Source organism: Ketogulonicigenium vulgare WSH-001 (assembly GCF_000223375.1).
GTDB lineage: Bacteria > Pseudomonadota > Alphaproteobacteria > Rhodobacterales > Rhodobacteraceae > Ketogulonicigenium > Ketogulonicigenium vulgare.
Genome location: NC_017384.1, coordinates 624104 through 640378, shown reverse-complemented (window position 1 = coordinate 640378; position 16275 = coordinate 624104). Strand labels below are relative to the sequence as shown.

General features: G+C 63.0%; 13 protein-coding genes. 5 read left to right on the top strand and 8 right to left on the bottom strand.

Going from position 1 to position 16275, the window contains the following annotated elements; translation table 11 throughout:
* Both aroB and KVU_RS03120 read right to left on the bottom strand, forming a co-directional pair.
* Positions 1 to 1110: a 3-dehydroquinate synthase gene (aroB, locus tag KVU_RS03125; RefSeq protein WP_013383880.1), complete on the bottom strand. Its 1110-nt coding sequence runs from the start codon at positions 1108 to 1110 to the stop codon at positions 1 to 3.
* The gene (locus KVU_RS03120) at positions 1110 to 1679 is read right to left on the bottom strand and encodes a shikimate kinase (RefSeq protein WP_044008014.1); all 570 of its coding nucleotides are present in this window, start codon (positions 1677 to 1679) and stop codon (positions 1110 to 1112) included. Before KVU_RS03120 ends, aroB begins: the two co-directional genes overlap by 1 nt.
* A 104-nt stretch (positions 1680 to 1783) precedes the next feature.
* On the opposite strand from KVU_RS03120, the gene KVU_RS03115 reads away from it, so the two are divergent.
* The 3 genes from KVU_RS03115 to KVU_RS03105 are packed head-to-tail and all read left to right on the top strand — an operon-like array spanning position 1784 to position 4473.
* Positions 1784 to 1972 carry a hypothetical protein gene (locus KVU_RS03115; RefSeq protein WP_014537593.1) on the top strand — a complete coding sequence of 63 codons (189 nt, stop codon included), beginning with the start codon at positions 1784 to 1786 and terminating at the stop codon, positions 1970 to 1972.
* A gap of 22 nt (positions 1973 to 1994) precedes the next feature.
* The gene (locus KVU_RS03110; RefSeq protein ID WP_013383877.1) at positions 1995 to 3542 is read left to right on the top strand and encodes a hypothetical protein; all 1548 of its coding nucleotides are present in this window, start codon (positions 1995 to 1997) and stop codon (positions 3540 to 3542) included.
* 7 nt (positions 3543 to 3549) lie between these two features.
* Positions 3550 to 4473, top strand: coding sequence for a site-specific tyrosine recombinase XerD (locus tag KVU_RS03105; RefSeq protein ID WP_060486301.1), 924 nt, complete (start codon positions 3550 to 3552; stop codon positions 4471 to 4473).
* A gap of 13 nt (positions 4474 to 4486) precedes the next feature.
* Here the strand turns inward: KVU_RS03105 and KVU_RS03100 are convergent, their stop codons facing one another.
* On the bottom strand, positions 4487 to 6004 hold the full coding sequence (locus tag KVU_RS03100; protein WP_014537591.1) for a helicase HerA-like domain-containing protein: 1518 nt from the start codon (positions 6002 to 6004) through the stop codon (positions 4487 to 4489).
* 327 nt (positions 6005 to 6331) lie between these two features.
* Here KVU_RS03100 and KVU_RS03095 point away from each other — a divergent pair, with 327 nt between their 5' ends.
* On the top strand, positions 6332 to 6949 hold the full coding sequence (locus tag KVU_RS03095) for an invasion associated locus B family protein (protein ID WP_013383874.1): 618 nt from the start codon (positions 6332 to 6334) through the stop codon (positions 6947 to 6949).
* A 34-nt stretch (positions 6950 to 6983) separates the two neighbouring features.
* Here KVU_RS03095 and KVU_RS03090 read toward each other — a convergent pair whose 3' ends face one another.
* Positions 6984 to 8057 carry a UDP-3-O-(3-hydroxymyristoyl)glucosamine N-acyltransferase gene (locus tag KVU_RS03090; RefSeq protein ID WP_013383873.1) on the bottom strand — a complete coding sequence of 358 codons (1074 nt, stop codon included), beginning with the start codon at positions 8055 to 8057 and terminating at the stop codon, positions 6984 to 6986.
* A 40-nt stretch (positions 8058 to 8097) separates the two neighbouring features.
* Positions 8098 to 9720 carry a L,D-transpeptidase family protein gene (locus KVU_RS03085; RefSeq protein WP_014537590.1) on the bottom strand — a complete coding sequence of 541 codons (1623 nt, stop codon included), beginning with the start codon at positions 9718 to 9720 and terminating at the stop codon, positions 8098 to 8100.
* Positions 9721 to 10092: 372 nt separating this feature from the next.
* Here KVU_RS03085 and mepK point away from each other — a divergent pair, with 372 nt between their 5' ends.
* Positions 10093 to 10701, top strand: coding sequence for a peptidoglycan L,D-endopeptidase MepK (gene mepK, locus KVU_RS03080; RefSeq protein WP_014537589.1), 609 nt, complete (start codon positions 10093 to 10095; stop codon positions 10699 to 10701).
* 18 nt (positions 10702 to 10719) lie between these two features.
* Here the strand turns inward: mepK and KVU_RS03075 are convergent, their stop codons facing one another.
* Genes KVU_RS03075 through mfd form a run of 3 tightly spaced genes read right to left on the bottom strand, consistent with a single transcriptional unit; the run spans position 10720 to position 16262 of the window.
* Positions 10720 to 11430, bottom strand: a complete 711-nt coding sequence (locus tag KVU_RS03075) for a squalene/phytoene synthase family protein (protein WP_013383870.1) — start codon at positions 11428 to 11430, stop codon at positions 10720 to 10722.
* A gap of 3 nt (positions 11431 to 11433) precedes the next feature.
* Positions 11434 to 12795, bottom strand: coding sequence for a cysteine--tRNA ligase (cysS, locus tag KVU_RS03070; RefSeq protein ID WP_013383869.1), 1362 nt, complete (start codon positions 12793 to 12795; stop codon positions 11434 to 11436).
* An 8-nt stretch (positions 12796 to 12803) separates the two neighbouring features.
* A complete protein-coding gene (gene mfd, locus KVU_RS03065; protein WP_013383868.1) occupies positions 12804 to 16262 on the bottom strand; it encodes a transcription-repair coupling factor in 3459 nt (1152 codons plus the stop codon).
* Positions 16263 to 16275 lie beyond the last annotated feature (13 nt).

The window sequence follows — 16275 nt, the reverse complement described above, 5'->3', positions numbered from 1 at the left end:
TCACTCCCTTTCCTTCAAAGCATCCTCTAGCACGCGCAGAACCGCAGTCGCGGGCACGTCGGATGTGATGAAGGCCTGACCGATGCCGCGCGTCAGAATGAAGCGCAGTTTACCATCTTGCACCTTTTTGTCCTGCCCCATCAACGCCAGCAGCGCCGCCGCATCGGGCAAATCACCTGCAATATCAGCAAGGCGCATCTTGGTGCCCATCTGTGCCAGATGCGCGCGCAACCGCGAGGGGTCCTCTTGCGGACACAGGCCAAGGCGCGCCGACAGCTCTAGCGCAAGGACGCAGCCGATTGCGACCCCCTCGCCGTGCAGCAGGCGATCCGAATAGCCGGTCGCCGATTCCAGCGCGTGGCAAAAGGTATGGCCAAGGTTGAGCAGCGCGCGGTCGCCCTGCTCGGTCTCGTCGCGCATGACGATATCCGCCTTCATCTGGCAGGATTTTTGCACGGCATAGATCAGCGCATCGGGATCGCTGTGCAGGTTCGGGCCATGCTGTTCCAGCCACGCGAAAAATTCGAAATCACCCAGCAGGCCGTATTTCACCACCTCGCCATAACCCGCCAGAAAATCGCGGCGAGGCAGCGTGGCCAGCACATCCGTATCGGCCAGCACCAGTGTCGGCTGATGGAAAGCGCCGACAAGGTTCTTGCCATGGCGGGTGTTAATACCTGTCTTGCCGCCGACGCTGCTATCCACCTGCGCCAACAGGGTCGTCGGGATCTGCACGAATCGCATCCCGCGCCGCGCGATGGCGGTGGCAAACCCGACCAGATCGCCCATCACACCGCCGCCCAACGCCAGCACCAGATCGCCGCGCTCGACCTTTTGGTCGAGGATCCATTCGACCGTTTGCGTAAGGCCGTCCCAGGATTTGGTGCCCTCGCCCGCGGGCAGGGTCAGGCTGGCATGGGCAATCCCGGCGCCATCCAGCGCGCCTTGCAGCGCGCCCAGATGCAGCGTGCTGACATTGCTGTCGGTCACGATGACCACACGCTTGCGGCGCAGGAAAGGCGCGATCAGATCAGGGGTCTGCGCCAGCAGCCCGCGCCCGATCAGGATATCATAGGCCCGTCCGGGCAGATCGACATGAACCTTGGGCATCAGATTTCCTCTAGCACATCAGGGCGGGTCAAAAGCAGCGCGACGGCGCGGCTGGCGGTTTCTTCGACGCTTTGGCCGCCAATGGCCTGCAGGCGCAGCCCGGCAAGCTGATAGATGGGCGCGCGCACTTTATGCAGCTCTTCCAGCGTCTTGCGCGGATTTTCGGTGCGCAGCAGCGGCCGCGTATCGCGGTGGCGCACGCGTTCCCACAAGATCCCGACCGAGGCATCAAGCCACAAAGCCACGCCCGCCCCTTCGATTTTCTCGCGGTTGCGCGCCGCCAAGAACGCACCGCCCCCGGTCGAGATGATCGCAGGTTCGTCCGTCAGCAGGCGGGCGATCACCTCGGCCTCGCGGTCGCGAAAGAACGGCTCGCCATCGCGGGCGAAAATCTCGGCGATGGTGGATTGGGCCGCCGCCTCGATCGCCTGATCCGAATCGCGAAACGGCACGCTAAGGCGCTGCGCTATGGCGCGCCCGACAGCGGTTTTTCCAGACCCCATCATACCGACCAATGCCACGGCCTTATGCAGGTGATATCGTTTTTTCACTGCCGATTGCCGCCGCATATGCCTCACCTCGGTCTTGACGTAATTGTTTCGACTGAATGGCGTGATCTTGGATAAATTTCCAGCTATAAACCGTAGGTAGGCCTCAACGGCCGCTGCTGTTTGTGGCAGATAGAAACGTAAACGAGGCTTGGATCGCGCATATGCTGTGGAAACTCATCAAGGTTATCTTCATTCTCGTCGTCGTGGCGGCGATTGCGCTGATCGCCTATGCCTATGTCGGCCCGCTGGTGATGCCCGATGACTTCCAGCCCCCCGCGCGCGAAATGCGTGTGCCCGTGACGCTGCCTTAACCCATTTTCCTGCGGGGATCCGATGCGTATTGCTCAGGGGCTTGGCCTGATATGGTTGACGATTGCAGGCGCGGCAGTGGCGCAAGAGCGCGGGCCGCTGTCTGCGATTGACTGGCTCTCTGAAAGCGTGACGCCCGCCCCGCCCGCAAGCCCCACCAGCACCGCCCCGGTCACCGGCGGCGTCACGCCCGAGATCACAGTGCAATCGCTGGACGCGCCCTCGCCCGATATCGTGGGGCTGCTGCCATCGGATGTGACCGGGCTGCCGACCAGCCTGTGGTCGCAAAGCCCCGAATCCGACGCGCTGGCCGCCTTGCGCGCGACCCCTGCGCCCAGCCTGCCCGCCTTGCAGGAACTGCTGGTGCAACTGATGTTGGCCGAGGCTGCCCCCCCGTCGGGCGCGGCAGCGACCGGCAATTTATTCCTCGCCCGCGTCGATAAGCTGTTGGAAATGGGCGCTTTGGATCAGGCCCAATCGCTGATCGAAGCCTCGGACGTCGCGCGCCCCGAAGTGTTCCGCCGCTGGTTTGACGCCTCGCTGCTGACCGGGACCGAGGATTTTGCCTGCACCAAATTGAACGAAATGCCGGCCATCGCGCCGACGCTTTCGACGCATGTCTTTTGCCTTGCCCGCGCGGGCGACTGGCCTGCGGCGGCGCTGGTGCTGAACAATGCCCTCAGCCTTGGTGCGGTGAATGCCGATGAGCAGGCGCTGCTGGTGCATTTCCTCGACCCGGAAATGGACGATGGCGACAGCATCCTGCCCGAACCCACGACGCTGACCCCGCTGGAATTTCGCATGCGCGAGGCCGTGGGCGAGGCGATCCCGACGGCTACCTTGCCGCGCGCCTTTGCCAATGCCGATCTGCGCAGCATGGTCGCGTGGCGCAGCCAGATCGAGGCGGCCGAGCGTCTGGCCCGCGGCGGCGCGCTATCGGAAAACGCGCTGGTCGGCTTTTACACTGCACATATTCCGGCAGCTTCGGGCGGCATATGGGATCGCGCGCGCGCGGTGCAGGATTTCGAACGCGCCTTGGCGACGGGGGCCGAAACGGCCTTGGACGCCCTGCCCGCGCTTTATGACGGTGCGAAAGCCGCGCGGGTCGAAGTGCCCCTTGCCCGGTTTTACGCCGAAGCACTGGTGCAGCCCGATTTTGCGCGCTCTGGCAATGCTGCTGCGCTAGAGATGGGGCTGCTGTCGCCCGATTACGAATCGGTCGCCGCGCTGCAACGCCCCGCGAATGCCAATAGCCGCGAGGCATTGCTGATCGCCGTTGCACGCGGACAGGTGACCGAGGGGACCCCCGTCGGCGGCTGGGCCGGAAACCCGTTTGTCGGCCCGGTGATCAACGGCTTTACCCTTGACGATACGCCCAATGCCGCCGCCGACCTGATCAACGCAGGCAAGCTTGGCGAGGGGTTGTTGAAAGCCATTACCGGGGCCGAGGCCGCGCTGACCGGTGATCCGGCCGCGCTTGCCCCCGCCTTGGCAGCGCTGCGGCTGGTCGGCCTCGAGGATGTCGCACGGCGGATCGCGCTGCAAGTGCTGCTGCTGGATCGCACAGGCTAAGGCGATGATGGAGCGCTGGATATCCACCTTTCTTGAGGCACAGGCGGCCGAGCTTGGCGCGGCGCGCAACACTTTGCTGGCTTATGGGCGCGACCTGCAAGATTTCGCGGCATGGCTGGCGCGCCGCAAGCTGGATTTTCTGACGCTGGATCAGGCGGATATCGAGGATTATCTGACGTTTTGCGCCGATCAGGGCTTGTCGCCTTCGACCCGCGCGCGGCGGCTGTCAGCCGTGCGGCAATTGTTCCGCTTTGCCTTTGACGAGGGTTGGCGCACCGATAATCCGTCCATCCGTCTGAAAGGCGCGACCAAGGCGCGCACCCTGCCCGAAACGCTGAACGAGGACGAGGTCGACCGCCTGCTGGACGCCGCCCGCGCAGCGAGCGCTGCCCGCCCGCGCGAAGCGTTGCGCAACACCTGTCTGCTGGAATTGCTTTATGCGACGGGGATGCGGGTCAGCGAATTGGTGACCCTGCCGGTCGCCGCCGCGCGCGGGGACCCGCGCATGTTGTTGGTGCGCGGCAAGGGTGGCAAGGAACGTCTGGTGCCGCTGTCGCCGCCCGCCCGCACCGCTATGGTCGAGTGGCTGGCCCAGCGCGACACGGAGCAAGAGGCTTTGCGCAAGGCAGGCGGGCAACCCTCGCGCTTTTTGTTCCCCTCGCACGGGGCCGATGGTCATTTGACACGGCAGCATTTTCTGGTGATTTTAAAAGACCTTGCGGTGCTTGCCGGCATATCGCCCGCGCGTGTCAGCCCGCATAAATTGCGCCATGCCTTTGCCACGCATCTGCTGGCCAACGGTGCTGACTTACGCGCGATCCAGACCATGCTGGGCCATGCCGATATCGCCACGACCGAAATTTATACCCATGTGCTGGACCAGCACCTGAAAGATCTGGTGCTGACCCATCACCCGCTGGCTAAAGATTAACGGCGGCCAAGGATTAACGTCCCTTGAACAAGGTCCCAAAGACGCCGCGCATGATGCGGCGGCCGGTGGTGCCGCTCAGTTCCTTGACCGCAGCTTTCTTGAACGCCTCGACAAAATCGGCGCCGCCGGTTTGCGCGCTTGGCGCGGGCTGGCTGCGACCGCCGTTGTAACGACGCGCGCGGGTGAATTCGCCGGTCGCCTCGGTCTCGGCGGCATCCGCCTCGGCGCTGGCCAGCGCGGCCCGCGCCGCCAGCATTTCGCGCGCGGATTCGCGATCAATCGTCTTGTCGTATTTCCCCGCCATATCCGAGGCTTGCAGGATCACCTGCCGTTCCTCGACGGTAATGGTGCCATTCCTTGATTGCGGCGGGCGGATCAATGTGCGCTCGGCCATTTGGGGGCTGCCCTTGCGATCCAGCAGCGATGTCACCGCCTCGCCCGTGCCAACCTGCGAGATCGCATCGGCGGTTTTGAACCGGGGGTTGTCGCGATAGGTCTCGGCCGCCTTTTGCAGATCACGACGGTCTTTTGCGGTAAAGGCCCGCAACGCGTGCTGAATGCGATTGCCCAGCTGCCCCAGCACCGAATCCGGCACATCTTGCGGATTTTGCGTGACAAAATAGACGCCGACACCCTTTGATCGGATCAGCCGTGCCACCTGTTCGATCTTGTCGACCAGCACTTTTGGCGCATCGTCAAACAGCAAATGTGCCTCGTCAAAGAACAGCACCAGCTTTGGTTTGTCGGGGTTGCCAACCTCGGGCAGCGTCTCGAATAATTCGGACATCAGCCACAGCAGGAAGGTCGCGTAAAGCCGCGGCGCTTGCATCAACTGGTCAGAGGCAAGGATATTCACCATGCCGCGCCCGGCGGCATCGACGCGCATCAGATCGTCCAATTCCAGCGCCGGCTCGCCAAAGAACTGCAGCGCGCCCTGATTCTCGAGGATCAGCAGCGCGCGTTGGATCGCGCCCACCGAGGCGGTCGAGACATTGCCATATTGCAGCGACAGATCGCGCGCATTTTGACCGCACCAAACCAGCATCGCCTGCAAATCCGTCAGATCCAGCAGCGGCAGGCCCTGCTCATCCGCGACGCGGAACAGGATGTTCAACACCCCCTCTTGCACATCCGACAGGCCCAAAAGGCGCGACAGCAACAGGGGTCCCATCTCGGCCACCGTGGCACGCACCGGGTGGCCCTGCTTGCCGTAAACATCCCAGAACGTGACCGGAAAGGCCTGATATTGCAGATCAAATCCGATCTGCGTGGCGCGTGCGGCAAAGGCGTCGCGCAGCTTTTCATCGGGCACGCCCGCCTGCGACAGCCCCGCCAGATCGCCTTTGATATCGGTCAAGAACACCGGCACACCAGCGGCGGAAAAGGCCTCGGTCATGATCTGCAAGGTTACGGTCTTGCCCGTTCCCGTCGCACCCGCGATCAGCTCGTGGCGATTGCCCTGCGCCAGCAGCAGGTTTTGCGCCGTGCCATAGGCGTCACCGCCGCCACCAATGAAAATCTCTGTCGCCATCTGAGCCCCCGTTTTTCACGGGTATTGAACGCCGGGCGGCGCTTAAAAACAAGGCAAGCCATGCGCCGCGACCCCGACATTCTACCCGGCATGCACAAAGCGATTGACGCATCGCTAAAGGTTCCGTAACTTTTTTGTAATAGGTCGGCCAAGTCCGGCGGGGAGATAAAAGAGAAGGGACCTTTTGGGTCCCTTCTTTATTTTGGCACAAACTTGCCACATCCGTCATCAACACGACATCAACCTTTCGCATATCGGCGCAGGTTGTGCTGTTTGTTGCCACCGCATCATGCTAAAACAGCGCCACATCCGCAGACCGGAGAAGTCATGCAAAAGACGACGTTGAAACTCATGTCCGCCGCACTTGCTGTGCTGCTGGCCGCCCCTGCCTTTGCACAAGAGGCTACCCCGCCCGCCGCATCGGGCCTGAGCACGGGCGAGCCTGTCGCCGCCGCCACCGGCCCCCAGCTGGGCGAGCCCTATGTGCAGGAAACTTTTGGCGATTGGGCCCTGCGCTGTGTGAACACCGGCGAGGAGAACGACCCCTGCCACCTCTACCAGCTGCTGGAAGATGAGGAAGCCAACCCGGTCGCCGAGATCAGCATTTTCGCCCTGCCCGCCGGCCAAGAGGCTTCGGCTGGCGCGACGATCATCGCCCCGCTGGAAACCATGCTGCAAGCCGGTGTTGTGCTGGAAGTCGACGGTCAGAACGCCCGCCGCTATCCCTTTGCCTTTTGCGGCATGGCGGGTTGCGTCTCGCGCATCGGGCTGACCACGGCTGAACTTGACCAGCTGCGTGCTGGCAGCGCTGGCCGCGTCACCATCGTTCCGGCTTTCTCGAATGCCGAGAACCCCGAGGTCAATCTGACGGTTTCGCTGGCCGGTTTCACCGCTGGCTATCGCGCAATCGAGGCCCTGCCCCCGACCGAGGCACCCGCCGAGTAAAGCGAAAGGGCCGCTTCATCGGGCGGCCCTTATCTTATTCGCCTTTGCGCGGGGCGAGTTTGGCAAGGATGCGCGGCAAGCGCCGCAGCGCCTTATAGCTTTCCAGTTGCACATCCATTTTCGTCGCCGGATAGCCCAGCATGACGCGCCCTGCGGGAACGGACGATAGGATCACGCTTGCCCCGCCCAGCACGCAATCATTGCCGATGGTGATATTGTCGCTGATGCCCACCTTGCCGGCGCAAACGACGCGATTGCCGATCACGCTCGAGCCTGCAACGCCAACCTGTGCGGCAAACAGGCAGTGCTCACCGATCACCACGTTATGCGCGATATGGATCAGGTTATCCAATTTGGTGCCATTGCCGATTTTCGTGGCGCGGATCGTGCCCGAATCAATCGTAGTGGCCGCGCCGATTTCGACATCATCGCCGATCTCGACCCCGCCCAGCGAATGGATGCGGTGCCAGCGCGGATCACTGGGGATCGTCACCTCGCCCACACCCAGGGTCTGGCGCGAGAGTTCGACAAAGGAGGGCTCGGCAGTCACGAACGACAGGCCGTCGGCGCCAATCACCGCATTCGGCTGCACAATCACCCTCGCGCCAATGCGGACGCGGCGGCCAATTCGCACGCCGTCATGGATCAATCCGTCCACGCCGATCACGCTGCTTGGGCCGACCGACACATGCGCGCCGATCCGGACACCCGCCGCCACTGTCACCCCCGCACCGATGATCGAAAACGGGCCGATTGCCACATCCGCCGCAATATCGGCAGTGGGATCGACAATCGCGCTGGGATGGATACCGGGCGCCATCGCGGGGCCGGGGTCCATCAGCGCCGTCAAACCTGCCATCGCCAGCCGTCCGCGCGGGGCGAAAACCGCAGCTTTCAGACCCAGCGCCTGCCAATCCGCACCCGGCCAGACAACGGCGGCTTGGGCGCGGCCCTCGGCCAGATGGGCGGCATAGGCGGGGGACATGGCAAGGGCCAGATCGCCCTCGCCTGCGGTTTGCGGCTCGGCCGCGCCCGAGACGATCAGGCTTCCGTCACCCTCAAAGCTTGCGCCCAGTTTTTCGGCCAGCTCGTCAATCCGATAGGGCATGTCGCGTCCTTTTTCAGCTTTTATCATCTCTGAAATAGTATCAGACAAGCCGCGCCGCTACCCCTTGCTGCGCCATTGCACCCCAGATCGCTGCGTCGCGGCCATAGATGTCGCGGCGGAACGTAACCGCACCCGAGGGCGCGATAACCGTGGTGCGGTAATCCAGATGCACCGGCAGCGGCTGTTCCAGATCGACGCGCGTCTCGCGGCCGGTGTCCAGCGTGCGCTGGAACAGGCCGCGCGGATCGCTGGTTTGCGGCCCCAGCAGTTGATAGGCGAAATCAAAGGGATCGGCCAAGCGGATGCAGCCGTGGCTAAAGGCCCGCGTCTCGCGCGCGAACAGATCCTTGGACGGCGTATCATGCAGATAGATGTTCCACTGGTTCGGGAACATGAATTTCACCAACCCCAAAGCATTCCCGCGCGAGGGCGGCTCGCGCATGGAAAACGGGAAGTTGCTGGCATTATAGGCGTTAAAATCGATCAAGCTGCGGTCGATCGCGCGGCCAGACCCATCCTGCACATTGATATGGCTAACGGCATAGGGGTTGCGCTGCAATTGCGGCAGATATTCCCCCACGACGATCGAGCGTGGCACATGCCAGCTGGGGTTCACCACCATATGGTTCATGATATCGGAAAACTCGGGCGTTTCGCGATCTGCACCGCGCGCGCCGATCACCGAACGGGTGCGGAATTCGTCCATACCATTGTTGCGGATCACCGTATGGTAATCGGCGAGGTTCACCCAGATATGCCGCGCGCCCAAGGGTTTGTTCGACCAGCGCGCGCGCTCCATCGCGACCAGCACCTGCTGGATACGGGCGTCGATCCCCATGTTCAATTCGGCCAAAGTTCCCGCCCCGACGACGCCATCGGTGGCAAGGCCATGCGCGGTCTGGAACGCCTGCACGCCCAAAAGCAGGCTCTGGTCAAAGACGGGGCTGAGGCTGGGCGCCATATAGCCCTGCAACATCAGTCGGTTGCGCAGGGACAGCACGGCATCGCCCTGATCGCCCAGCTGCAATTTACCGGCGGCACCGGCAAAAACCTCGCCGCCCCAGCCGCCAGCCGCCTCGGCCGCATCCAGCTGCGCGCGGGCGCGCATCAGACCGGCATATTGCGCATCCGACGGCGTAAGCGCACGCAGCACGGCGCCCGCAGATTGGCTGGTCATCGCGTTCAACAGCGCGACGCCATCGACCTGCGGTGCCTGCCGCTTGATCAGCGAAATCACCCGACCCGGTGTCAGAAAACCACCATGCAGCGCCTGCCCCAATGAGACGGCGGCACGGCTCAGCGCAGCCTCGGCGGTGCCTTGGGCCTGCGGTGTTGCGGCGGCGTGCATTTTCGCCAGCAGATCATAGGGATCGAACAGCGACGCGGGCAGACCATGCGCAGGCGCGTCTGCCATCGCAGCCAGCAGCGCGTTGCGACGTTGGACGGCAGTATCTTCGGTGCCAGCCCACAAGGCCTGATAATCGCGCGCGCCATAAAAGCTGCGCAGGGTCGCGTCATCGCCGATCGCCTCGATCAGGCCCTGACGAAAGCCTGCCTGATCAAGCCCCAGCGCCATCGCACCGCCTGCAGGCAACAGGCCCGCCACCATTCCACCCGATAGACCGCGCAGCAGCGCCCGACGCGACATTTGAACCTGAACCATACCCAGCCTCGTCTTTATATTTTCTATAAGTCTTTGACAGCGCTGCAGCAGAGGTAAACTCACAATCGTGTCTGCTGGTTAAAAATCTGGCCAATGCGGCGGCGCAGACACGCGCGCAGACGGGAAATCATCCGCACATCTGCGCAAAATCGCAGCAACAACTGTCCCAATTTGCACGCAGACGCGCAATTTTTCGCCTATTTACCATTTCCAAAGGAACCAATGGCAAAACAGAGGTTGGTCGCTCAGCGATCGCATGCCATAAACCCCCTGCGCCCGTAAGAGGCGCAAGACCAGCATCGGTTGAGGATCAGCCAGTTTAGCTAGGGTTTGGCCGGTGCGGGCGAAGGAAAACGACGGGACAGGCATTCGATGACAAGATACGAATCCACCGGCCAGATGGATCAATCATCTCGCCGCAGCGACACGGGTTTCAGCCGGCGCGCGCTTTTGGGTATCTTCGCGGCCACGATGGTCACGGCGGCACCTACGTTTAGTAAGGCAGCTGGTTTTTTGCGCGGCGGCGCAGGCGATATTCGCCGCATCCGCATGTATTCGGGACGCACGGGCGAACAATTGGACACGATCTATTGGATCGACGGCCAATATGTCCCCGAGGCTGTGCGCGAAGTGACCTATTTCATGCGCGACTGGCGCAATAATGAAATGATCGGCATCGACACACGTACCATCGACATTCTGACGGCGACGCATCGCCTGGTGGATGTGAACCGCCCTTATATGCTGCTGTCGGGTTTCCGCTCGCCGCAGACGAATGCGATGCTGCGGGCGACCAGTTCGGGCGTTGCACGCGATTCGCTGCATATGCGCGGTCAGGCGGTTGATGTGCGTCTGGAGGGCCGTTCGGTCAGCCAAGTTGCATCGGCAGCCGAGCGGTGCAGCGCGGGCGGCGTTGGGCGCTATTCGGGTTCGAATTTCGTGCATATGGATTGCGGCGCTGTGCGCCAATGGGGCCGCTAAGGCCCCTTTTTATGGGCGCTACCAGCGCCCTCGCATCGCGCGCCACAGCAAAGATAGGCGGCGCGCGGCCTCAGACGGGGCAAGCCCGCCGGCCATTGCGTCGGCCTCATGCGTTTTGGCCCGGCGCAACACGGGCCCCGCATGGACCGACCAAAGCGCAGCCGGAAAATCCGATTTCGGCAGGCCGCGGCGGCGATCCAGCAGCGCCAAACCCTGCCCCGCCAATTCCCCGACACTGACCGATGCAGGCAGCCACGTCTTGCCCTTTGCCAATAGAGCAGGGCCGGCCAGCAGCCAGTTTGCAATGCCTGTGGCCAAGCCGATCTCTTGCAACGCCTTGATATCGCGCGCGCCTGTCGCCTGACCGGCCAGCGCGGACAGATTGCCCGCCGTATCACGCAGAAAGTGCATCAGATCACCCTGCTCGCCCCGCGCGGCGATCATCGGGTGCAGCAGATCGGGGTCAAGACCCCGCTCCAGCAGCCCCGCCAGCGCCAGCGCCACATCGCCACTAGGGGCGGCACGGCCATCGACGATATCATGCCACCACTGCAGCCGCATCGCGACGATCAGCGGATTGTCCGAAATCCACCCGATGCGCGCCAGTTCCAAATTCAGCGCCGCCAGCGCGAATAACGGCGCGCGGGCGGGCACAGGCGCGGCCATTGTAGCGGCAAAACGGTCCGCGTCGCCCTCGCGCACCAGTTCGGCAAGGGCGACGTTGACCATGCGCTAGCCTTTCAGCGACGAGAGGTCGGCGCCCGCGCCGATCTGCCATTCGGTGACACCGCCGGGCTTGTCTTTCAGCACGACGCCCGCGGCAACCAGGCGATCACGGATCGCATCGGCGGCGGCAAAATCGCGGGCCGCCTTGGCCGCCGCGCGATCCGCGAGTAGCCCGTCGACCAGCGCGGCGTCATCGCCGCTGGCCGCCAGCCAATCGCCCATACCGTCCTGCAACAGCCCCAGCATCTGCGCCGAGGCCAAAAGCCCCCCCGCATCGCCCGCATTCGCCAGCCGGTGCAGCGCGGAAATCGCGCCGGCGGTGTTCAGATTATCCGCGAGCGCGGTAATCACCTCGGGGTCGATGGCACCCGGGGCCGCGCCCGCCGTCAGCGCACGCCATTTGCGCAAAGCGCCTTCGGCGGTCAGGCGTTTATCCTCGGTCCAGTCCATCGGGCGGCTGTAATGGGTGCCCAACATGACAAGGCGGATGACCTCGCCCGGCACGCCCTGATCCAGCAGATCGCGGACGGTAAAGAAGTTGCCCAAGCTCTTCGACATCTTGCGGCCTTCGACCTGCAACATCTCGTTATGGATCCAATAGCGCGCAAAGGACGCTTCGGGATGGGCGCAGCAGCTTTGCGCGATCTCGTTTTCATGATGCGGGAATTGCAGGTCGATGCCGCCGCCGTGGATGTCGAAGGACGCGCCCAAAAGCCCATAGCTCATGGCCGAGCATTCGATATGCCAGCCCGGACGGCCATGGCCCCAAGGGCTATCCCAGCCCGGCTGATCCGTGTCCGAAGGTTTCCACAGCACGAAATCCATCGGGTTGCGCTTAAAGGGCGCCACCTCGACCCGCGCGCCCGCGATCATATCCTCGACCGAGCGGCCCGACAGCGCGCCGTAATCGGCATAGCTATCGACGGCGAATAGCACATGGCCCTCAGTGGCATAGGCATGGCCACGGTCAATCAGCCCGGTGATCATCTCGACCATGGCGGGAATCCAATCGGTCGCGCGCGGCTCGAGATCCGGGCGATCCGCGCCCAGCGCATCCATATCGGCGTGATACCAGCCGATCGTCTCGTCCGTGATATCACGGATCGAGCGGCCGGTGGCGGCGGCGCGATCGTTGATCTTGTCATCGACATCCGTGAAATTGCGCGCATAGGTCACCGCATCCGCGCCGTAAACATGGCGCAGCAACCGCACCAGCACATCGAACACCAGCACGGGGCGCGCATTGCCCAGATGCGCGCGGTCATAAACGGTGGGCCCACACAGATAGAGCCGCACATTTGCCGGATTGAGCGGCACGAAGACCTCGGTCTGGCGGGTCTTGGTGTTGTGCAGGGTAATCTGTGTCATTTCAGCCTCTAAGCGGATTTGGCGGCCTTTTTCTCGGCCACCAGCTTTTCTGCCAGATCGCGGGCGATTGCGAAAGAGCCGCGAATGCGGTCAGCTTCGGTTTTCCAATCGGCCTGAATAACGATCCGGTTGTCTTTGACGCGCGCCGCGCCTTTCTGGTCGGTGATGAATTCGACCAGCCCCACGGGCGAGGCGAATTTATCGTTGTGGAACCGGATGGTCACGCCCTTTGGCCCGGCCTCCAGCGCAGAGATACCGGCGCGTTTGCACATCGCCTTGATCCGCACCACGGTCAGCAGAGTGTTCACCTCGCGCGGGAGTTTGCCGAAACGGTCGATGAGTTCCGCCGCAAAGCCCTCGAGTTCCACCTTGGTCGACAGATCCGACAGGCGGCGGTAAAGGCCAAGGCGCACATCCAGATCGGGGACGTAATCCTCGGGGATCAGCACCGAGACGCCAAGGCTGATATTGGGTGCCCATTGGTCATTATTCGGCAGCCCTTCGGATTCGCCGGATTTGATGCGGGCGATCTCGTCCTCCAGCATCTGCTGATACAGCTCGTATCCGACTTCGCGGATCTGGCCGGATTGCTCCTCGCCAAGCAGGTTGCCCGCGCCGCGAATATCCAGATCCTGCGAGGCAAGCTGGAAGCCCGCCCCCAGACTGTCGAGGCTGCCCAGCACCCGCAGCCGCTTTTCGGCCGCAGGGGTCAGCTTTTGACGCGGCTTTGTCGTGAGGTAAGCATAGGCGCGCACCTTGGAGCGCCCCACCCGGCCGCGAATTTGATAAAGCTGCGCCAGGCCAAACATATCGGCGCGGTGCACGATCATCGTATTCGCCGTCGGGATATCGAGGCCGGATTCCACAATCGTTGTCGCCAGCAGCACATCATATTTGCCGTCGTAAAAGGCGTTCATACGGTCATCCAACTCGCCCGCAGCCATCTGGCCATGGGCGGTGACGTATTTCACCTCGGGGACTTCGCGTTGCAGGAATTCCTCCATCTCGGGCAGATCCGACAGGCGCGGCACGACGATAAAGCTTTGGCCGCCGCGGTAATGTTCGCGCAGCAGCGCTTCGCGCACGGTGATCGTGTCGAATTCGCTGACATAGGTGCGGATCGCAAGGCGGTCGATGGGGGGCGTGCCGATGATCGACAGGTCGCGCACGCCGGTCAGCGACAATTGCAAGGTGCGCGGGATCGGCGTCGCGGTCAGGGTCAGCACGTGGATGTCCGACCGCATCTGTTTCAGCCGCTCTTTGTGCTGCACACCAAAATGCTGTTCCTCGTCGATCACCAGCAGGCCGAGGCTTTTGAACTTCACGCCTTTGGCCAACACGGCATGGGTGCCGATCACCACATCGACCGTGCCATCCGCCAGACCCTTGCGGGTCGCCTCGGCCTCTTTGGCAGAGACGAACCGCGACAGCGGGCGCACGTTCAGCGGGAAGCCACGGAAGCGTTCGGCAAAGCTTTTGAAATGCTGCCGCGCCAGCAGTGTCGTCGGCGCAACCACCGCGACCTGCAGGCCGGACATGGCGGCGACAAAGGCGGCGCGGATCGCCACCTCGGTCTTGCCAAAGCCGACATCGCCGCAAATCAGGCGATCCATTGGGCTGCCCGCCTGCAGATCGCCGATCACATCGCCAATCGCCTGCAATTGGTCGTCGGTTTCCTGATAGGGAAAGCGCGCAAGGAACTGCTCCCAAATCTCCGAGGGCGGATCGACCTCGGGCGCGGTGCGCAAGGCGCGCTCGGCCGCGACGCGGATCAGGCTGTCCGCGATCATGCGGATACGTTCTTTCAGGCGGGCCTTTTTCGCCTGCCACGCGCCGCCGCCCAGCTTGTCGAGCAGCCCCTCCTCGTGCCCATAGCGGCTGAGGAGTTCGATATTCACCACCGGCAAATACAGCTTTGCGCTTTCTGCGTATTCCAGCACAAGGCATTCATAGGGCGCACCCGCGGCGGTGATCACCTCTAGGCCCAGATAGCGACCGACGCCGTGTTCGACATGGACGACCAGATCGCCCGGCGACAGGCTTGCAGCCTCGGTCAGGAAATTCTCGGCCCGTTTCTTGCGGCGGGTCTGGCGGATCAGACGCTCGCCCAGCACATCCTGTTCGGATACGACATGCAGGCCGGGAGCGTTGAAACCGGCCTCTAACGCCCAGACGGCGATATGGATGCCGCGCTTGCCGACGCGGGAAAAGTCGGTGACGGGGATCACCTCGCCAATGCCTTCGTCCTCGAGAAGGCCGGTCAGGCGTTCACGCGCGCCTTCGGAATAGCTGGCGATGATAACGGCATGATCTTTAGATAGGGGTTTAACATAGTCTGATAATGCCTTGAACAGGCTGATGCTTTCTTGTTGTCGTTCAGGCGCGAAATCGCGACCGATTGTGCCGCCTGCATCAATCACACCCAGGCCGGTCGGCTGTTTCAGCGGCGCATAGCGCAGCACGCGGCGGGGCCCGACGGCGGCCTCCCACGCGGCATCGTCCAGATAGAGCGTCTCGGGCGGCGCGGGTTTATACACGCTGTCATTGCCGCGCCGCTGCGCCAGCGCATGTTGGCGCGCGCCATATTGGTCGGCGATGGTGGCCCAGCGCGCCTCGCGGATGGCGTCGCTTTGATCGTCGAGCGTGATGGTCGCACCCGGCAGATAGTCGAACAGGCTTTCCAGATGGTCATGGAAAAAGCCCAGCCAATGCTCCATCCCCGCATGTTTGCGGCCCGCCGAGACCGATTCATACAAGGGATCATCCGCCCCGCCCGCACCAAAGGCGATGCGGTAATTCTGGCGAAACCGCGTGATCGACGCCTCGTCCAGCACCACTTCGGACACGGGGGACAGCTCGATCCGATCGAGCTTTTCCACGGTGCGCTGGGTGGCGGGATCAAAGGTGCGCGCGCCATCCAGCACATCTCCAAAGAAATCGAGCCGCACCGGCAGATCGCGTCCCGGCGGGAAAATATCGACGATACCGCCGCGCCAGGCAAAATCCCCCGGCTCGGCCACGGTCGAGGCTTGGCTATACCCCATCCGCACCAAAAAGGCGCGCAGGGCAGCCTCGTCGACGCGAGTGCCGACATCGACGGCAAAAGCGGATTTGCGCAGCAGCGCACGCGCGGGCAGCTTTTGCGTTGCCGCGTTCAGTGTCGTCAGCAGCACATAGCGCTGCGGCATGCCATGGGTCAGCGCGGCCAGCGTCGCCATACGGGCGGCGGAAATCTCGGGGTTGGGCGAGATGCGGTCATAGGGCAGGCAATCCCACGCCGGAAAGACAAAGACCGGCATCGCCGGATCAAAGAATGCCAGCGCGGCCTGCATCGCGGCAAGGCGGCGGTCATCGCGCGCGACATGCACCAATGGCCCGCCGCTTTTGGCGATTTCTTGCAAAATCAGACGGGCATCGAACCCTTCGGGCGCGCCAGAGACGGTAATGTGATGCGGATGATGAGACATATCGAATACCTAA